The organism is Chlorogloea sp. CCALA 695, assembly GCF_003003885.1.
GTDB lineage: Bacteria > Cyanobacteriota > Cyanobacteriia > Cyanobacteriales > Chroococcidiopsidaceae > Aliterella.
Genome location: NZ_PVWN01000012.1, coordinates 1 through 18,257, shown reverse-complemented (window position 1 = coordinate 18,257; position 18,257 = coordinate 1). Strand labels below are relative to the sequence as shown.

General features: G+C 40.6%; 16 protein-coding genes. 6 read left to right on the top strand and 10 right to left on the bottom strand.

Features of this window, described 5'->3' with window-relative positions:
- Window positions 1-36: 36 nt before the first annotated feature.
- Genes C7B70_RS08715 through C7B70_RS08705 form a run of 3 tightly spaced genes read right to left on the bottom strand, consistent with a single transcriptional unit; the run spans window position 37 to window position 3,128 of the window.
- Window positions 37-558, bottom strand: a complete 522-nt coding sequence (locus tag C7B70_RS08715; protein ID WP_106368670.1) for a helix-turn-helix transcriptional regulator — start codon at window positions 556-558, stop codon at window positions 37-39.
- Window positions 555-1,418, bottom strand: a complete 864-nt coding sequence (locus C7B70_RS08710) for a TniB family NTP-binding protein (RefSeq protein ID WP_199192149.1) — start codon at window positions 1,416-1,418, stop codon at window positions 555-557. Before C7B70_RS08710 ends, C7B70_RS08715 begins: the two co-directional genes overlap by 4 nt.
- A 3-nt stretch (window positions 1,419-1,421) precedes the next feature.
- Window positions 1,422-3,128 carry a Mu transposase C-terminal domain-containing protein gene (locus C7B70_RS08705; RefSeq protein ID WP_106368668.1) on the bottom strand — a complete coding sequence of 569 codons (1,707 nt, stop codon included), beginning with the start codon at window positions 3,126-3,128 and terminating at the stop codon, window positions 1,422-1,424.
- 525 nt (window positions 3,129-3,653) lie between these two features.
- On the opposite strand from C7B70_RS08705, the gene C7B70_RS08700 reads away from it, so the two are divergent.
- Both C7B70_RS08700 and C7B70_RS08695 read left to right on the top strand, forming a co-directional pair.
- On the top strand, window positions 3,654-4,070 hold the full coding sequence (locus tag C7B70_RS08700) for a fasciclin domain-containing protein (RefSeq protein ID WP_106368667.1): 417 nt from the start codon (window positions 3,654-3,656) through the stop codon (window positions 4,068-4,070).
- Between the two features lie 248 nt (window positions 4,071-4,318).
- Entirely contained in the window at window positions 4,319-4,636 is a 318-nt protein-coding gene (locus C7B70_RS08695; protein ID WP_106368666.1) for a hypothetical protein, read from the top strand.
- Window positions 4,637-4,772: 136 nt separating this feature from the next.
- Here the strand turns inward: C7B70_RS08695 and C7B70_RS08690 are convergent, their stop codons facing one another.
- Entirely contained in the window at window positions 4,773-6,230 is a 1,458-nt protein-coding gene (locus C7B70_RS08690; RefSeq protein WP_106368665.1) for a glycoside hydrolase family 13 protein, read from the bottom strand.
- A gap of 351 nt (window positions 6,231-6,581) precedes the next feature.
- Between C7B70_RS08690 and C7B70_RS08685 the strand changes: the two genes are divergently transcribed.
- Window positions 6,582-8,270: a hypothetical protein gene (locus C7B70_RS08685; protein ID WP_106368664.1), complete on the top strand. Its 1,689-nt coding sequence runs from the start codon at window positions 6,582-6,584 to the stop codon at window positions 8,268-8,270.
- 18 nt (window positions 8,271-8,288) lie between these two features.
- Here the strand turns inward: C7B70_RS08685 and C7B70_RS08680 are convergent, their stop codons facing one another.
- Window positions 8,289-10,820, bottom strand: coding sequence for a sigma 54-interacting transcriptional regulator (locus C7B70_RS08680; RefSeq protein WP_106368663.1), 2,532 nt, complete (start codon window positions 10,818-10,820; stop codon window positions 8,289-8,291).
- Between the two features lie 130 nt (window positions 10,821-10,950).
- On the opposite strand from C7B70_RS08680, the gene C7B70_RS08675 reads away from it, so the two are divergent.
- On the top strand, window positions 10,951-12,144 hold the full coding sequence (locus C7B70_RS08675) for a CPBP family intramembrane glutamic endopeptidase (RefSeq protein ID WP_106368662.1): 1,194 nt from the start codon (window positions 10,951-10,953) through the stop codon (window positions 12,142-12,144).
- Between the two features lie 53 nt (window positions 12,145-12,197).
- Here the strand turns inward: C7B70_RS08675 and C7B70_RS28710 are convergent, their stop codons facing one another.
- The 3 genes from C7B70_RS28710 to C7B70_RS26285 all read right to left on the bottom strand — a co-directional run bounded on the left by C7B70_RS28710 (window position 12,198) and on the right by C7B70_RS26285 (window position 12,927).
- The gene (locus C7B70_RS28710) at window positions 12,198-12,362 is read right to left on the bottom strand and encodes an XRE family transcriptional regulator (protein WP_199192155.1); all 165 of its coding nucleotides are present in this window, start codon (window positions 12,360-12,362) and stop codon (window positions 12,198-12,200) included.
- A gap of 197 nt (window positions 12,363-12,559) precedes the next feature.
- Window positions 12,560-12,727 carry a hypothetical protein gene (locus C7B70_RS08665; RefSeq protein WP_199192148.1) on the bottom strand — a complete coding sequence of 56 codons (168 nt, stop codon included), beginning with the start codon at window positions 12,725-12,727 and terminating at the stop codon, window positions 12,560-12,562.
- Between the two features lie 23 nt (window positions 12,728-12,750).
- Window positions 12,751-12,927 carry a hypothetical protein gene (locus C7B70_RS26285; protein WP_233220860.1) on the bottom strand — a complete coding sequence of 59 codons (177 nt, stop codon included), beginning with the start codon at window positions 12,925-12,927 and terminating at the stop codon, window positions 12,751-12,753.
- A 130-nt stretch (window positions 12,928-13,057) separates the two neighbouring features.
- On the opposite strand from C7B70_RS26285, the gene C7B70_RS08660 reads away from it, so the two are divergent.
- Window positions 13,058-14,014, top strand: coding sequence for an aldo/keto reductase (locus C7B70_RS08660; protein ID WP_199192147.1), 957 nt, complete (start codon window positions 13,058-13,060; stop codon window positions 14,012-14,014).
- A 42-nt stretch (window positions 14,015-14,056) separates the two neighbouring features.
- Here C7B70_RS08660 and C7B70_RS08655 read toward each other — a convergent pair whose 3' ends face one another.
- Window positions 14,057-15,475: a DEAD/DEAH box helicase gene (locus C7B70_RS08655; protein WP_106368659.1), complete on the bottom strand. Its 1,419-nt coding sequence runs from the start codon at window positions 15,473-15,475 to the stop codon at window positions 14,057-14,059.
- A 67-nt stretch (window positions 15,476-15,542) separates the two neighbouring features.
- Window positions 15,543-16,868: a 30S ribosomal protein S12 methylthiotransferase RimO gene (rimO, locus tag C7B70_RS08650; RefSeq protein WP_106368658.1), complete on the bottom strand. Its 1,326-nt coding sequence runs from the start codon at window positions 16,866-16,868 to the stop codon at window positions 15,543-15,545.
- 445 nt (window positions 16,869-17,313) lie between these two features.
- On the opposite strand from rimO, the gene btpA reads away from it, so the two are divergent.
- A complete protein-coding gene (gene btpA / locus C7B70_RS08645) occupies window positions 17,314-18,159 on the top strand; it encodes a photosystem I biogenesis protein BtpA (protein WP_106368657.1) in 846 nt (281 codons plus the stop codon).
- The last annotated feature ends 98 nt before the right edge of the window (window positions 18,160-18,257 follow it).

The following is an 18,257-nucleotide window of genomic DNA, read 5'->3' as shown; positions in this document are numbered from 1 at the left end:
CTTAAGTACAGTGTTTCGCCATAGAATAGCTGCAATCTAAACTTGAATTAATTTTTGATGCTTTGTCATCTCCTCAAAAGGCAAGAAACAGCGATGACACCATCCATCCACCCACAAAGCAGGAATCTTAAACCTTGCCCCACAGTTGGGACATTCCGATAGCAAGCTTAGTTTGTGGCGATGGCTATCGCCTACGCATCCCTGTGTTGACTTAAACTGCCACTCAATCTTGTGACAAGGAGACTGGGCATAACAAGCCCCACACAAACGAATTGGTTCCATTTTCATCCCCACCCCAACAGGCGGTAGCATCTGCACTAAACGATCGGCTTCCAGCCCAACCAACACTGCCAGCGCCTCTAACTGCTGACGAGAAGGAGGAGGATTAAAGCGAAATTTTTCCCAACGTGCGATCGCGCCTTCAAGTCCCGCCGCCTTAGCTAACCCGTTAGGAGTCATTTCATTTGCCCGCCGGAAACGCCCCAAAAAATGGCTTATACTTTCCCCCTCAAAAGGTTCCACACAAAACAGCCAAGGTTGAAAATCTGAGGTTTTCATTTTTGCGTTTTGGGGGGTGCTGTGTACTCGTTAGTAACTTCCTTTAACGTATCGAGATCGATTTTTGGCATTCCTTTTTTCAAAGCTCGGATTGCAGCGTCTCTAAGAATCATATCCATCAAACCAATATAACCTTGCGTTTTATTCCTTAATATTTCTAGCATTTTCGGTTGAGTTAGATTTGATAAAACTGGTAATTTTAAAACCTGATTTTCCCAAATATTTACTGTCCTTTTAAACTCTTCCCCTGAAATTTTTCCATAGCGATAAGATGCTGAAAAACGATTGCAAACTTGCTCATCATTTGTCATGACTTTATCCAGCCTATCTGTTCCTACCAAGACAACAGATATTTCTAGATTGTCAAAGATATCCCGCACGTCAGCAAACGTCTTCGGTTTTAAACGATCAGCCTCATCAATAATTAACATTTCTACCCCGCAACCCTTAAGCACTCTAAGTGTCCGGTTTCTAATCTCTGCTGTAGTTCCTTTAGTCACCTGATATTTTAGATGCTCAATGACTACTGAAAATAACTCCTTTGGACTACACTCTTGGGGAATCTGGATATAAACAACAGGTACAATTGGAGGTTGACCTAGCTGTTGAATCGGCTTATGTCTTAGCCTATACGCATTGCAAGCCATAGTTTTTCCAGTTCTTGACTCTCCAATCACCCGACAACACTGACGCGCCTGCCGCTTACTTTCTAACCAATCGTGTAAAGCTTTTACCTGTTCTAAAGGAACAAAATTTTTGCGATTCAATCGTTGAATTTCTACCTGTATTTTTTCGTCATTAAGCGGAATATTACCTAATTGCTGCGCTATGGCTTTTGCTTCTTTTTCTTGGTTCATCATTCCCTACAATCCATAATCTTCACGCATTTGTTCGTAATCAAAAACTTCTATAGTCTCTGTTTCGAGTTCATCAACAAGAGATTCAAATTCTGTGGCTTCAGCCTCAATGGGAAATAGTTCTTTTTTTCTGTGAATTTGAACTTGCTCAGATTTTTGACGTTCTTTTTTGCTTTTCTTTTGAGCCAGGAATGTTTCGCGAAGCTCTGCGAGCGCGCTAGCGCTATAGCGTACCTCTGCCAAAATGGAACGATTGCTAACTGCTTTTCCAGCGTCTCGGAGCTTGCGGCTGCTAGCTTTAGCCTCATCAAAAGACAACTGCTCAGTTTGTAAATCTTGTGCATAAGCATGGGCTAAAAAAACCTCTTTACCGCCTTCCTTGCGGTAGACCAAAATCGTCGTAATATCCTTCTCTTCATACCGTAAAACGACACTTTCCCCTGCATAAACTTCCAGGCGATCGCCTCGATACGTCAAATTCTCAAATTGCAGATACCCGCCTCGGTAGATCGTCCGCCGAGTTTGCTTCATCAAACAAATATCTAAATCTCGTTCGGAAATTGGACTAGGTACTGCAATTAACCCCGCTTCCCATCGCTGGAACCGAGTTTGATCGCCCATACGTGCATCAATACTTTGGTTGTATTTATCCACTATGTAGCGCACCAACAGTTGTTCTAGCTCCCGCAGAGTCAGGCTTGCTTCTTTCTCTGCTTCCTCTGGGCGTTCCTGCACATTAGAACCCGTATATCCTGGCAAAGTTGAGAACAAATTTGTGTTAAAAGTGCCAAAGGGACGCTCAACAATCCCACCCTCAGAAGGGCGATCGCGTAAATGACAAACAAACCCTAACTGCACTCCAATCTGCTGCAAGTGGTTAGAACGAAAATCTTTGCCACCATCTGTATAGAAGTGTTCAGGTTTGCCATAAGTACCCCATTCGCAGTGCAATTTGTATTCAGAACTATACTGCTTTGGCAAAATCGCATGACGCAACGCCAACGCCACTACCTGAGAACTCGGTGCATCGTAGCCCAAATTAATTCCAATAATGCAACGAGAATAAGTATCAATCACCGTTGTAAGCCAGGGACGACCAAGTAGTTGACCATCGCGATCTACTAATAGAACATCCGCACGGGTATGGTCGCATTGCCAGACGTGGTTGCTATATTCCACCGATAAATCTTGACCGTCACGAGTCTTCACTGATAGCCGCGATCCTCTCCATCCGCGACTTCTCACACTTTGGGTTTTATCTTGTTTCTCAATTATTGGTTGTAAGACTCGATATACCGTTCTATAACTCGGATACTTTTCCTGACCTAGTTCTGCTGCCTTTGCTGCCACGCGCACAGCTACTTGTTGGGGAGTTATCCGTTTACTACCTTTATTACCTTCCTTGTAGGTTTTGATAATAAACTCCTGCCACTTCTGATCAATTCGATGTTTTCCTTTATCAGTTCTTTGAGTTGCTTGTAGTGCATTTAAACCTTCTGCTTCCCACTTCTTCACCAGCCTTCGTATAGTCCGTACTGATTTTCCGAGTTTGGCAGCCGCTTCCCGTTGCCGTTGTCCGTAGGTAATGCGATCACAGGGTTCCAAAAGACTCTGGATCACTTCCTGCATCAGCTTTGCATCATCAGAGAAATCAGTGACGATTTCATTTACTTCAGCAGGTATTGGTACTTCCAAGGAGCGATCATCCTGCATATTTACACAATTGTTTTATACAATCATGTTTGTATTATCCTTTTAAGGACAAAGATTGTGTCAATTCTTTACAAAAGTTGTGATTTTCGCCTCTTTCAAGAGAGGACAAAGAATTTGTCAAGTTTCATAAACCGGACAACTAATTTGTCAAAAAGCTTATTCAATATTTTTAGGAGATTTAATAGCTGTAACCCTTGTGTAGATTAGGCTAGCAAGCTATTAGAATTAGCGGTCAATAATTTGGCAAGTGGACAAATAATGTGGCAATCGACAAATTAGTACCTCTGCAAATTCTCGGTGTCGTAAGCTGAGTTGATGGAAAATTAGCAACTTTATGGATGTGAGCGTTGCTGACGATTGGAGGCAATAATGGGCTACAGCTTTGCTAATGTCCACTTGTACCCATGTACGAGCCTTTAAATCCGATTTAGCTCTCAACCAATCCCGTGCTTATTGCAGCAAGTTTGATGTTCTCTTGAAGGAGGCAGGCTGTACTATAAAGTTGAACCATTTCAAAAATCTATCATGGCTGATATTATCGCAACTGCTGTTAATGCCGGAAATTTTACTACCTTAGTAAAAGCAATTGAAAGCGCCGACTTAGTAGATTTGCTCAAAAGTGAAGGATCTTATACAGTTTTTGCCCCCACTGACGAAGCCTTTTCTAAGTTGCCTCAAGAAGCTTTAGCTGCTTTACTCCAAGACATCCCCAAACTCAAAAGAATCTTAACTTATCATGTAGTCTTTGGAGACGTAAGAGCAGAAGATTTGCAGCAAATTGAAGAAGCCGCCACTGTAGAAGGTTCAATCGTTGCTATTGAAAATAATAATGGTATTAAAGTTAATGACGCTAACGTTTTGCAAACAGATATTATTGCTGATAATGGTGTAATCCATATCATTGATGGCGTTTTAATACCTGCATTAGTAGCGGCTGAGTAGATACTTGTATAATTTAGGCGATCGCTCTTTTTTGAAGTTCGCAAGTAAAGTAGAAGTATTTATTCTGCTTTACTTACATTTTCTAAACAAATACATCTGCTAAAAGGATGGTTTTTATCTGTAAATAAATTATTTCTAAGATTAGGTTGGATTTAAATAATTTTTAAACTCAAATTAACCTAATTTCAACCCACAAAGTTGTAAAACTTGTTACAGTAACAAGGTAAAACATTTCAAAGTAGATAATTATGGCAACAGCAGACCTCAGTTCAACAATCTCTGCTTTGAAAGGCGGATTAACAGCACTTCCAGCAGCAGCAGCAGTAGAAAATATTGAAAGCTGGCACTCACAACTCAAAGATGCAGCACCAGAAGTTGCAGCAACTCTTAGCGAACTCAAAACTGCTTTAACAAGCGGTAGCGCCTCTGGTTCTTCAATCGGTGCATTGTTGACAAAACTAGGTGGACAAGCTTCTGGTGCTGGTACAAGCACTGGTGGTGATGCAGGTACGCAAATGGCAGAATTAGGCAAAATGCTTACTGAAGCTGGTAAGTCACTCTCATAATTTTTCTGGCATTGACTGAACCGATCACAGCATTGTAAAGCTTTGCCAAAAAATCGTTAAGTAGCAAAACACTGTTGCAACTTAGCACAAACATTGAAACAAGAGGTATCTAATTACAGATACCTCTTGTTTTGTTTTAACTAGCGGCGAAAATACTCCCACTACGAGACGGAATATTAATAGTTAAAGAGTGTTCTTCGTCACTCCAGCTTATTTCTCCCGTGCCATACAAAACTTTGCTAGGTTGAGAAGTTAAAGCTTCAACTTTAACAGTAGCGGTAACTTCTGCCGTACCAGCATTAACAGCAATAATCAATTCTTCCGCGTCTAAAATTCGGGCAAATATATACAACGCACCTTGAGCATAGATAACTTTATAACTACCTGTACGCAAGGCTGGGTAATTGTGACGAATAGAAATTAGCTGACGGTGATAGTCTAAAACATCGCGCTCCCACTGAGATTCTAAAGGAAAACCCCGCCTTGAATCGGGATCTAAACGCCCAGGTAGACCAACTTCATCGCCGTAGTAGATGCTAGGAGCGCCAGGAAAAGTTAGTAATAGTAACGTTGATAATTCTACACTTGAGCGATCGCCACCAGCAATAGAAATTAGCCTAGCCGTATCGTGACTAGCCAACAAATTAAGTTGAGTTAACTGAATTTCCCAAGGGTAAAGCTCTAGTAAAGATTGAATTTTGTCACCGTATTCGGCGGCAAATAATGGGGGATAGGGATGGTAAGACCTGTCTTGGACTTGTGCCATATCCACGCGATCGCCTGCTGCGAAAGCGATGGTAGGCGCAGCAAATAAGTAATTCATCACGCCGTCAAATTGCGTGCCGTCTAGCCACTCTGTAGAGTCTTCCCACACTTCGCCCACAATATAAGCTTCGGGGTTAATAGCCTTAACGCGAGTTCTAAATTCTTGCCAAAATCCGGGCGATTTGACTTCAAAGGGTACATCCAAACGCCAGCCGTCGATGCCCAATTTAATCCAATACTCGGCAATTTCCATAATGTACTCTCGCACTTCAGGATTGTCATGGTTGAATACTGGTAGCGCTCGGTTGTCTGCCCAGCCTTCGTAATTTGCTGGAAATTCGCCATTATAGGGAGACAAGGGCCAACCGTGAATTTTAAACCAGTCTACCCAAGGGGAATGAGGGCCATTTTCTAGGACATCGTGGAAAAAGAAGAAGCCGCGACTAGAGTGGTTAAATACTCCATCTAAAACTACTTTAATATTGCGATCGTGACAGGCTACAAGTAAATCTTTAAAGGCATCATTTCCGCCCAACATAGGATCGATTTGGTAGTAATCATGGGTATGGTAACGGTGATTGCTGGCAGATTGAAAAATTGGCGTAAAGTAAATTGCATTAACGCCTAGACTTTGCAAATAATCTAACTGCTCTAAAACTCCCCACAAGTCACCACCTTTGTAGCCTTGGAGTGTAGGCATATCGTCCCATTCCTCCCAAGATACAGTTTTTAAAACTCGCTTGTGCGGCTCTTGACTTTTGGCAAAGCGATCAGGGAATATTTGATAAAAAACTGCGTGTTTTACCCAATCTGGGGTTTGAATCTGCATGATTACTTTTTAGTGCTTCACAGATAAGTTACAGATATTTACAGTTTTATAGTTCTAACCTGGGGTTGAATGTAGAGAATTTAAAAGCATTAAGTTGAAAATTTGTCATTTTGCAAAAGGCAAAATGTATTTTAAGTCACTGTTTTTTCCGCCAGAATTTATTAATTGTCAGAGGTGGATGAGGCGATCGCATCTTCTAACTTAAATATCTCGTTGTAGTTATTCTAGGCTGTGATTTGGGAATCCTATCCTAAGGGAGCTAGCTACTTGCCAAGAGCTGTGATTTTTGAAAGCCTAACAAGCTGTTGCTAGGGCATACCTATTTAAAAACATTGCTGCAACTGCTCTCTTATGAATCGCAAACACTATATTTTTGTTCTCTTGATCGTTCTTTTGTTAACCCCTATAGCTTGTATTAGCCCTAAATCTTTAGCTGAAAATCATTTAAGTTTTCTTCAGGCTGGTAACTTTAGCAAAGCTAACCAGCAATACTGTAAGCCTAGTGAAACTTTAAAATTGCATTCCGTTAAATCGTTTCAAATTCTTAGCTTTGAGTCTAAAACCGATAACAATCTTTCTTATACTGAAGTTGTTGCCAAGCTCGACACCGATCAGTTTAACTTCAAACGAGTACGCAGAGGTGGTATTCCTGAAAAAGATGGGCTGAAGCAAGTTACTTTGGAAGTTTGGAAATCTAAAGACTTTTATCAGAAATCAGTATCGTTTATTACCAAGCTTAACGACTTACTAAAAGTATCTTTGCTACCTAGGTATTTTGAGGATGCAAAACTTGCAACGCCCAGTCACAAACATTTCAATAAACAGACTTTATGTATTTTTATACCATTAGAGCAGTTTGAGTCTAAGTTAGTGGCAACAACTAGCCCAATTATTCATTCCCAAGCTCCAGCCAAGCAACTCACTGGTGTAAAAATTAAAAATTTATTCAATATATCTAATTTAGCAACTTTTCAGAATAATTTGTATTTAGTTGGCAATAAAAAGTTAGTAAATCCAATATTTGATTCTTTATCACCCCTACCAATAGGGAGTATTAAAAGCGATTCTCCATTAAGAGAACAGGCAATAAATGAATCGTTAGGATTATTAGAATTATGGAAGTATGATGGCAATCTACTTTCTATGATTACCGATGATAATTTTCAATTTCAACCTAGCAACTTAGTAGTTTTTCATAATGCCCTCTATTTCACAATTAACGATAGAGAATACGGTAATGAATTATGTAAGTTTGATGGCAAAAATGTTGAGGTAATAGATATACAACCAGGTATAGTAGGTTCAGAGCCAAGTTCTCTAACTGTTTCTAATAACAATCTTTATTTTCTTGCTAGTACCGATAAAACTGGTAGAGGGTTATGGAAATATGATGGTTTAAAACCTACTTTTTTAGCAAATACAAAATCGTCTCCTGCTTACGGTAGCTCCTTTATAGAATTTAATCATCAACTTTATTTTAGTGCTATAGATGCAGAACATGGCAGTGAGCTATGGAGATATGACGGTAAAAAAGTTTCCTTAATTGCCGATATAAATCCAGGTGAAGAAAGTTCCAGCCCATTTTATTTTGCTACTTATAATAATCAACTTTTTTTCTTTGTTAATAGTGGCTATGAACTCTGGAAATTCAAGGAAAATAAAGCATCATTAGTTAAGAAACTAGCAGGGAACAGCTATGAAACAGCAACTACTTTAGCTGTTTTTAAAAATGAGCTTTATTTTAAAGCTTATGAAGAAACAAGTGGTTGGAAACTATGGAAATATGATGGAGAGAAAACTTATTTAGCAGTCGATGAAGTTTATAGTCCAGACTATTTAACCGTTTTTAACGACCAGCTATATTTTGTAGGTTCCGAGCGTAGCAAAACAATGTTATGGAGATTTGACGGTAAAAACACTACTTTAGTAACAGAGGATATCTTTAACCCTACAGACCTTACTGTTGTAGGCAACGTACTTTATTTTATGGGTGAAAACAAGGATAAAATAAATATATTGTGGAAAATCTCAGCAAAATAAATCTTTACTTTTGTTTCACTATCTTCCTACAATAATTATCCAAAAGCCAACGCCTAACAACATAGTAGCAAGATGTTGAGGAAAGAGACTTTGTAAAGGTTGACGAGCAATTTTTTGAGTTAATAAAATCGTCAATAAAATTGAACTAATTAGCGTTACTCCTTGCAAAAATGCTGTAACGGCTGGATGCGCTACTAACACGGGCATTGATGAACTGCTGTAACCAAAAGTTGCTAAAGTTACTGGTATTATCCGCCCCGCTTCCCCTAATCCCAAACGCAGATAGTGAGCTAAGTTTGCTCCTAATACTAAAGGTAAATAACCGTAAGCGAGTTCTACAAAACTTCGTGGTGTGGTATTTTGTAGCCTGTAAATTAATGAAGTCAAACCGTAAGCAGCTACAGGAATAATTACCGGAATTGTTAAAGCTAGTATAGATGCGACTAAATGAGGGAAAAACGGCTTTAAGTCTATATTCTCCAAACCCATTGTCTGAATTTCCGGTAAACGATGCAAAAATACACCGCTTAGTAGCAAAAATAATAAAGCAATTTCGTAGAGGTGGGGAGTGTGAGTTGTCCATAATTCAATCCCTGGAGGACGTAAGTTAAATTCTACCGACCGATGAGGACAAGCTTTAAGACAAGTCATGCACAGTACGCAATCTTTGTTATCTTCTAGTTGGGCGGGATGGGAATATAAAGGACATCCATTAGTCTCCATCCCTTCACCTTTTTGTACACCACCTTTGTAGCATTGATAAGTAGTGCATTCCGCCGAACAAGTGCCTTGCTGCGCTCGTAATTCTGTCATTGATAGTTTGGCAAATAAGCCATTCATACCGCCAATTGGACAAAGATAGCGACACCAAAACCTGCGCTCAAATATTGCCGAGAAAATCATTGCTCCGGCGGTGATTAAGAGTAGCAAGCAAGCAGATAAATAAGCCGTGTCTTCTAAATTCCAGAGTTCTTCCCATAAGAAAATTAAGACGAATAAACCAAATAAAAACCAACCTCCCCATTTTTCGGCTTGTTCTCTTGGCCAGCGTTTTAATTGTCTGGGAACTAGCCATAAGGAAAGCTTTTGCGTAACTTCTCCGTAAATCATAAATGGACAAATTGAACACCACAACCGCCCGACAAAAGGAAATCCGAATAGTATTAAGGGCCACCACCAAGCCCAAAATAAGTTTAGGGCTACATTTTCGCTGCGATGTTGCGGGCCAATAAATAACATTCCCACAACGATCGCAAATACTGTTAAAGTAAAACCATAATTAATTTTGTCGGGCCACCAATCGCTCCGCAAAAACCGCCGCAATTGTGGGTAAAGGTTCAACAAATTTACTCGAAATCGCTTTTTCTTGGCTTCGGCTGACCAAAATATTTCTTCTGTTAATTCTGGTGCGCCTCCAGCTTGAACAATTGCCCTTTCTACTAAACTATTCAACTCTTTTAAGTTTCCTGGAAAGTCGTAAGCCTGCAAGCGGCGGATAGCTTCAGGGACAACTTTGGGTTTAGTTAAGCTTCGGGCTTGACAGTAAAGGCTGATATAGTAATCTACTTGCGCTTTAATATCAGTTTTTCGCACCCGCAACGGTGGAACTTTGATATTGTGACCGATACAACGTTCAATTGTTGGCTGCGTGGTTTCCGAAACAATCAAAATTCGGGCGCTAGAAGTCTGGGTTTCGGCGGCTTCATCATTACGACTAACGGGGGTATAAGTGTTAGTTCTTAGCAATTGAGCTAAAGATGGGACTAATTCGGGGGGTAATTCTTGAATATTATTGAGAATTAAAGTACCGTTTCCTAGCCATTCCAGCAATCCTGGCTTACCGCCTGTGCGTCCAAATAAGTCTGCGCCGCTAGTTTGCAAAATACCGCAATTGACTTTAATAATTGGTTCGCGCCTTTGGGGTGAGCCAAAGTGAATTAGGGCGGCGATGTTATCTTTTTCTAAACCTGGCTCTCCAAATATTAATACAGATTTGCGATCGCCTGCCGCTTGTCTAATTTGTTGACGCAAACGCACCGCATAGCGACTCGTCCCCACAATTCCCCGTTGGGCTTTAGTTACTAAATAAGGACGTAAGGCGACGGAGCGCTCTTGTTCGTAACTAAAAGCAGTAGTTAATTGCGCTAATTCTTGAGCAAGTTGGCGGGAGAAAGCTTGAGCAATTTCTGGATATTGAGCGACTAATTGCCTAAAGGTAGCGGCGGGAACAGCCCACAAATGACATTCACTTAAAGTAGTTACTGTTTGCGCGGCTTGTTGCTCTAATAGCAATTCTTGCAAGTTTATAACCGCTCCAGGTAAAAAACCATAGGGAGCAGTAGGAGCCAGTTGATTAATGCGATTACTTTCTAGTTGCCCTTGAATGAGAATATATAATGCAACTGGATTAGTATCTTCTTCAATAAGGCGCGTATTTGCGGGAATTATTTGTTCTTTAATAACGGCGGAAATTGCCTCTAGTACCGTTGGGGAGAGAATACCTAAAGCTGTTCGTTCTTGCAGCCATACCAATGAATCTAGAGATGTCATAGTTTTTTCTCACATCTAGCTATTCAATTTGTACCAATTTTACTCTAATTGGCGATCGCAAATATTACAGCCATAATAGTGGACTCCGACATCGAACTTCAGGAGCGTTTGACAACTTGCGAGGATAAGAATGCAGATTGAAAAAGAGAAAGCTATCAATTTAATTTCGCTGGGGCTTGTTTTAAAATATGTTCCATTGATTACATTGGCAGTATTTGTAGAAAATATTAATACATCACCTTATATTTTATACTTTTTGATATTGGGTTTATTTTTATTAGGTTATACATTATTTATTCAAGGATGTCGCTTTTACACTCAAAGTAAAGGTTACTCATCTAATTGGGGTTGGTTAGGCTTATTAAGTATATTTTGCTTATTAATTATCTTGCTTATTCCTGTCAATAGAAAGCCCTTTTTTAATCTAAATTTATCAAACAAAAACAATAACAACCCTTTTAACGATATTAATATTATAGAATTGTTTTTGCTATTTTTTATTGCTATTGGAGTCGTATTTGTACCAGCTTTAATACTTTATTTATTAGATAGTTTAAACTTTCCTGTTGCACTAATAGAAGAATCAAGCACTTTTAATTTAGAAAGTATATTTTGCAGTCTTATTTTTGGAAGCATTTTAATTATTAAGCTTCAAGAATCAGGATTAAAAATTCCTAACTTTATTAATTTCAAGAATAATGTGAGCTTAAAATTAATATTATTTATTGCTATTTTAGAGCCTACTTTCGGAAGAAGCTTTCACTCCCTAGTCCTTTACAAGTTATCATTTATTTTTCCAGGTTATGTAGAAAGCTATCTCAATGAAAAATACTTTACTAACGTTGGTGAAGCGCTCCTATGGAGTTTCTATACTATATTATTAGCTCCCCTAATTGACGAATTGCTTTTTCACGGAATAATTTTGCAAAAGTGGTCAATTAAATGGGGAGTTAAATCGGGAATTATAACTACATCTTTACTGTTTGCAGTTTTTGATTTTAGTTTTGATATTATTCCTCTGTTTATTAGAAGTATTCTGTATTCAATTTTGTATTTTAAAACCCGCAATTTATTAGCGCCAATTCTTTGTCAAACTGGTCATAATACTATCACTACCATTGTTGATATTGTAAATTTTTTCAGCAAGTCAACAATTGAAAGAGAATTCTTTATTTCAGCAAGCGATTATCAAGCTTCCCTCCAACCATTGTTAGGTCAAATAGTTTTTTTAATAGCTATAACTGCCACTTTACTCGGTCATTTTATATACAAAAATTTCCCTAAGAATGATGCGGTTATTCCTTCTGCCGATAATAGAAGTTAACAGAAAACGTTAGAGCGATCGCTTTATAAATACGGTTTTATATTTCCTTTCAACTAAACCGTTGTTTGTGCCTGAAAATCAGAATTAGGCTTCGTTATTACACAAATTTCTACGTCGTTGCCAAGCAAGTTTAAGAATCGAAGTAGACGTTCTGTTGGGAACCCTGAAAGCTTACCACTTACGAGAGCCGAAACTTTTGGTTGATCGATTCCGAGTATTTGTGCTGCTTTTGTTTAGGTGATTTTGCGCGCAGCAATTATTTTGCTAATTTGCAGAACTTGTTCTGCTTTAATTAACAATTTTCAGGATTTTGCAGCCCCATATCGGCAAAAACATTACTGCTACTCGATTGCACTTTAATTTCCTTACTCATTATTGCCTGCCTTTAGATTTTGCAACCCTAAATGCACTCTACTTATTTTTTGTTTTTTAGATACTCTGCGATCGCATCAGCTACATTATCGTCGGGGTTATATATTTGCGAACCTCGATTTTCAGCATGGAGTTTGTCAAGGTATGCGTGTAAAGCCTCCTCCTCACCCCGGTGGGCTAATACATAGGCTCGAAGTTCAGTCGCAGTCATAGTAGTAAAATTTGGTTTTATGCTCATACAAACTTCCATTCCCCATTATGCTCAATTTCAATATTAATTTCTTCTCTTACTAGAATAATTACTTTTCCAGTCCGCTTGTCTATTGTTACTAAATCAACAGAACAATACTTTTCAGTAAGAGCGCAGCAAAGTTGAAAACATTTCCATACTTGGGCTGTGGTGGGGGTCATTATCTCTCTAGACAAAAAACTAACTAGACCACAGCATACTTGATAAAAATACAATTTATAGACGTATTCCTTACCACTCACCGACTACCAACTACAAAGTTACACTAGAAAAATGTAAATAAGTGTAAAGGTGATAATGGAAACAATTACATTAGGGCAGAGTAGTATAGCCGTGCCACCATTATGTATTGGGACGTGGGCGTGGGGAGATAAGCTTTTTTGGAGTTATGGCAGCGATTATGATGAAAAACAGCTAAAAGAAGCCTTTAACGCCGCCCTAGAAGCGGGTACAACTTTCTTTGATACGGCAGAAATTTATGGTTTGGGGTTGTCGGAAGAACTTTTAGGGCAATTCATGAAGCAAAGCGATCGCAGTGCCATAATTGCAACTAAATTTGGCCCTTTACCTTGGCGATTTACCGCTCAATCTGTCTCAGATGCGCTTACAGACAGCCTAAAACGTCTCCAAGTAGAGCAAGTAGCCTTGTATCAAGTACATTGGCCCTTTAGCTTTTTGATGAGCCAAGAAACTCTTATGAATGCCCTAGCAGATGAAGTTCAGCGCGGTAGAATCGGCGCTGTTGGTGTAAGCAACTACTCCGCCCAGCAAATGCAAGAAGCACACCAAATTTTAGCTCGTCGCGGCGTACCTCTAGCTGTAAATCAAGTTCGCTACTCGCTATTAACTAGACAAATTGAAAGTAGCGGGATAACTGCTACAGCCAAACAATTAGGGGTAACTTTGCTTGCTTATAGCCCCTTGGCGCAAGGAAGACTTACAGGCAAATATCGCCCCGATAGTTCAGAAAAACCTACAGGCGCTAGATCCTTAGATCCCCAGTTTAGTAAGGCGGGATTAGAAAAAATTGAACCAGTGGTAGCGCTATTAAGACAAATTGGTGAAAAGCGCGATCGCACTCCCGCCCAAGTAGCCCTAAATTGGCTGATTTCTCAAGGCAATGTAGTAGCAATTTCGGGCGCAAAAACAGCCCAACAAGTACAGCAAAATGCTGGCTCGCTAGGCTGGAAACTAACTAATGATGAAATTGCAGAACTAGAACAAATTAGCCGTCCTTGGCTCCATTAGCAGGTATGGGGGAAGAAATTAACTTTCTTCCTCCATTCTTAATTAGCCGTTTTTTGATACAGACGGTAGTTGTTGTTGCTGCTGTGGTTGTTGAGCGCGCTTAAGTAAAACTGGCTTTGGCGAAGAAGTTCTTTCTTCTTCAGCACTCCCAGCTTCAGACTGCATCCAGGTAGGACGAGTTTTGTCATAGGTAATTTGCAAGGCGGCGGCGGCGATCGCATGAGCATCGTATTCTTCGCTCAATTCGCGTACAATCGGTAAAAATGATGCCAATCTTTCGCCAGATAAAACTTCTTTTACCTGGGCTTGCAGCTTTTCTATTTGCCGTGACTCAATTTGCGCCCTAGTAGGAATTGAGGTCATTTTCCAATTTTGGCGGACGTGGCGCTCGATTTGCTGCTGTTTGCGGCGCTCAAAAGGCTGCACTACAGAAATCGCTGTTCCTTCGTTCCCGGCTCTACCAGTACGACCAATCCGGTGAACGTAAGTTTCTACGCTGTCGGGCAAATCAAAGTTAATTACATGGCTCAACTGGTCTACATCCAAGCCTCTAGCCGCAATATCGGTAGCAATTACCCACCGAACTTGTTTATTGCGGAAACGACTTAATAGCCGCTCTCTAGCTTGCTGTGTCAAGTCTCCATGATACTCATCGGCGCTATGACCAGCATTTTGTAATTGATTGGTCAATTCTGCCGCCGTGCGTCGAGTGCGAACAAATATTAGCGCCGATTCTGGATCTTCAAGCTCTAAAATTGACTGTAAAGCTCTAGCTTTTGTCCATTGACGGGGGACTAAGTAAGCTACTTGATTGATTTTTGTTGGTGCAGCTTTAGGCTGCTCTACCGTAATTGTTACGGGTGACTTCAAAAATCTTGCAACCAAGTGGCGAATAGTTACAGGCATTGTTGCCGAGAATAAAGCCGTTTGTCTGTCGTCGGGGGCTGATTTGAGGATTTTTTCGACATCATCAATAAAGCCCATGCTCAACATTTCGTCGGCCTCATCCAACACAAACCATTTAATCGACTCTAGTTTTAAGTTGCCCCGATCTAGTAAATCGATTACTCGTCCGGGTGTACCAACAACTATTTGTACGCCGCGCTTGAGTTGCATCATTTGACGGTCGATAGATTGTCCGCCATAAATTGCCGCTACTCTAATGTCTTGATTGCCGACAAAGCTAGTAATCGCTGTACAAACTTGCACTGCAAGTTCGCGGGTAGGAGTCAAAATTAAAGCTTGCACTCCTCTAGTAGTGCTATCAATTTGCTCTAATATTGGCAATGCAAAAGCGGCAGTTTTGCCTGTTCCGGTTTGCGATTTTGCTACTACATCGTTTCCCTTAAGTACCTCTGGTATTGCTTGGGCTTGGATGTTGGTAGGCTCGGTAAATCCTAGGCTTTCTAATTGGCTAACACGAAATGCCGAAAGTCCTAAGCTTTCAAAGGAAAGAGTCATTTATTCTCCTAAATGTTTACGTTTAGATAATGTTCTTTGTATGAGTGTCTTACGGGATGTAACGCTTTTAGTTGTAACTATTAACAATTTGCCCGTATAAGTCGTATATATCAGCGTCCGAGATTGCTACTGGCACAATCGAGCCTAGAGCGGCTTTGCCCTGGACGTAGACTAAACCGTCTACTTCGGGCGAAAATCGGGCGGAGCGTCCAATCAGTTCTTTAGTTTCAGGATTTTCTTGCTCAATTAGTACGTCTACCACTTGACCGATTTCCTGTTGGTTTTTGTGTAGCGAAATTGGTTGCTGGAGTTCCATTAACTCATCTCGCCTTGCCTCCATAAGTTCTTGGGGCAATTGATTGGGTAAATTGTAGGCTGGGGTTTCTTCTTCTGGTGAAAAAGTAAATACTCCTACATGATCAAATTGATGGCGCTTTACAAACTGTAACAAATGTCTGTAATGTTCGTCTGTTTCTCCAGGAAATCCGACGATGAAAGTTGTCCGCATTACTGCTTTTGGTAAAGCTGCTTTTAGTCTTTCAACGATCGCATCGTTAATAGCCCCTTGCCAAGGTCGATTCATTGCCCGTAAAATTTCCGGGTGCGAATGCTGTAAAGGCAAGTCTAAGTAAGGTAAAACATTGGAGGTTTCAACAATTGCCTCAATTACCTTTGCTGTTAATCCCGTAGGATAGGCGTAGTGCATCCGAATCCAAGGAACATCTACTTTGCCAAGTTCTCTTAATAGCTCGGCTAACTTTGGTTCGCCGTACAAGTCTAAACCGTAGTTAGTAGTAATTTGGGAAATTAAGATAATTTCCTTTACTCCTTGGCTGGCTAGTAATTTTGCCTCAGTAACGATTGATTCAATAGAGCGCGATCGCTGTTTTCCCCGTAGGTGAGGAATAATGCAAAAAGCACAGCGATAATCGCAACCTTCAGCTATCCGCAGGTAAGCTACACCTTCGGTAGTTGTCCGGTAGCGGGGCGTTGTTTCATCGGCAATGTAGGTTGGTTCGGGGGAAACTAGCTTGACTCTTTCTCCTGCTTGTACCCGCGAAATTACATCAACAATTTTGTTGTAGTCGCCAGTACCAACGACGGCTACGGCTTCAGGCAATTCGTCTAATAGTTGTTCTTGAAAGTGCTGCGCCATGCAGCCTGTAATCACAATTTTTTTATCTGCTGCGGCAAGTTCTACCAACGTCCTTACAGATTCTTCTCGCGCCGATTGAATAAAGCTACAGGTGTTGACAATAACGTAGTTGGCTAACTCCTCATTACTATCTACACTGTACCCCGCTTCTACCAGCAGTCCTAGCATATGTTCGGTATCAATTCGGTTTTTCTCGCAACCTAGATGTGAAATTGCTATGGTTGGCTTATCTCCCATAAAGTGAAATAACGCTCGTTGTGAAGTTAACTTGATGTTCTTTTGTTTTTGTGTTCGCCATTAAAAAATTGATCTTCGTGACTGTACAATTAACTTAGGACGCTAAAAAATGCCGTTTGTGGCGGGGCTTAGTCGATGAAACTATATTTCTTTAAACTTTATAATTTTTAAACTTTAAAGCACCAATTTTGATTTTGGTATAAGCTACCGTACTTTACCCTAGAGATAGGCTCATCTCACAGTAACGCTTGGCGTAGTAGAGGTAAGCCTTTAATTTGCAGGAGTGGCAAACTCCTGTTCTTGTATCGCTTTTATCTTAACATATCTTATGAGTACTTTACGGCTAAATTTTCCTATTTTCGGAAAAAGGCATAATAAAGGCTTGTTTGTGTAAAAATTTAACGGAACTTTAGCTAACTAAGGGCTGAATTCAGATAGGAAAGAAGTGGACTTAACTCGGCTATTTAAAACTCCAAATCCGATCGTTGGTGTGGTTCATTTACTGCCTTTGCCTACATCGCCCCGGTGGGGAGGTAGTCTTAAAGCTGTAATCGATCGCGCAGAGCAAGAAGCAACGGCTTTAGCTAGTGGCGGAGTTAATGGCATTATTGTTGAAAATTTTTTTGATGCGCCATTTACTAAAGGTCAGGTAGATCCGGCGATTGTCAGTGCGATGACGATTGTAATTGATCGTTTGATGAATTTAGTAACTTTACCGATTGGGATCAATGTATTGCGTAATGATGCTCATAGCGCGATCGCCATTGCTAGTGTGGTCAAAGCTCAATTTATCAGGGTAAATGTGCTGACAGGCGTAATGGCGACCGATCAGGGGCTAATTGAGGGGGCAGCCCATCACTTGCTGCGCTATCGTCGGGAATTGGGCAGCGATGTGAAAATATTTGCCGATGTGTTGGTCAAACACGCTAGACCTTTGAACTCGCCAAATCTTACGGTGGCGGTACAAGATACGATTGAGCGGGGTTTGGCTGATGGGATCATTTTATCAGGTTGGGCTACGGGTAGTCCGCCAAACTTGGAGGATCTGGAGTTGGCAAGCGCTGCGGCGAAAGGTACGCCAGTTTTTATCGGCAGTGGGGCAAATTGGGAAAATGTCTCTACGCTTTTGTCCGCCGCCGATGGGGTAATTGTTTCAAGTTCCCTCAAGCGTCATGGGCGAATAGACGGGTCTATCGATCCCAATCGGGTTAGCCAATTTGTGGAGGCTGCTATTAGTGCGAAGGCTTCTTTGCCTTTGGTAACTGTCGATTCTCTTACCCTCCGCGCATAATTAAAGTGGGTTTTGCTGTCCATCTTGTCTGAAGAAAAACCAAGAATTGGGGGGTCTGCCCCCCAAACCCCCCATTGGGGGACGAGTTGCCTCCCCCA

Bases quoted from the DNA above. Each gene is read 5' to 3' on its own strand.
- C7B70_RS08715 (WP_106368670.1), bottom strand. From the start codon at position 558: ATGAAAACCTCAGATTTTCAACCTTGGCTGTTTTGTGTGGAACCTTTT.
- C7B70_RS08710 (WP_199192149.1), bottom strand. From the start codon at position 1,418: ATGATGAACCAAGAAAAAGAAGCAAAAGCCATAGCGCAGCAATTAGGT.
- C7B70_RS08705 (WP_106368668.1), bottom strand. From the start codon at position 3,128: ATGCAGGATGATCGCTCCTTGGAAGTACCAATACCTGCTGAAGTAAAT.
- C7B70_RS08700 (WP_106368667.1), top strand. From the start codon at position 3,654: ATGGCTGATATTATCGCAACTGCTGTTAATGCCGGAAATTTTACTACC.
- C7B70_RS08695 (WP_106368666.1), top strand. From the start codon at position 4,319: ATGGCAACAGCAGACCTCAGTTCAACAATCTCTGCTTTGAAAGGCGGA.
- C7B70_RS08690 (WP_106368665.1), bottom strand. From the start codon at position 6,230: ATGCAGATTCAAACCCCAGATTGGGTAAAACACGCAGTTTTTTATCAA.
- C7B70_RS08685 (WP_106368664.1), top strand. From the start codon at position 6,582: ATGAATCGCAAACACTATATTTTTGTTCTCTTGATCGTTCTTTTGTTA.
- C7B70_RS08680 (WP_106368663.1), bottom strand. From the start codon at position 10,820: ATGACATCTCTAGATTCATTGGTATGGCTGCAAGAACGAACAGCTTTA.
- C7B70_RS08675 (WP_106368662.1), top strand. From the start codon at position 10,951: ATGCAGATTGAAAAAGAGAAAGCTATCAATTTAATTTCGCTGGGGCTT.
- C7B70_RS08665 (WP_199192148.1), bottom strand. From the start codon at position 12,727: ATGACTGCGACTGAACTTCGAGCCTATGTATTAGCCCACCGGGGTGAG.
- C7B70_RS26285 (WP_233220860.1), bottom strand. From the start codon at position 12,927: ATGACCCCCACCACAGCCCAAGTATGGAAATGTTTTCAACTTTGCTGC.
- C7B70_RS08655 (WP_106368659.1), bottom strand. From the start codon at position 15,475: ATGACTCTTTCCTTTGAAAGCTTAGGACTTTCGGCATTTCGTGTTAGC.
- rimO (WP_106368658.1), bottom strand. From the start codon at position 16,868: ATGGGAGATAAGCCAACCATAGCAATTTCACATCTAGGTTGCGAGAAA.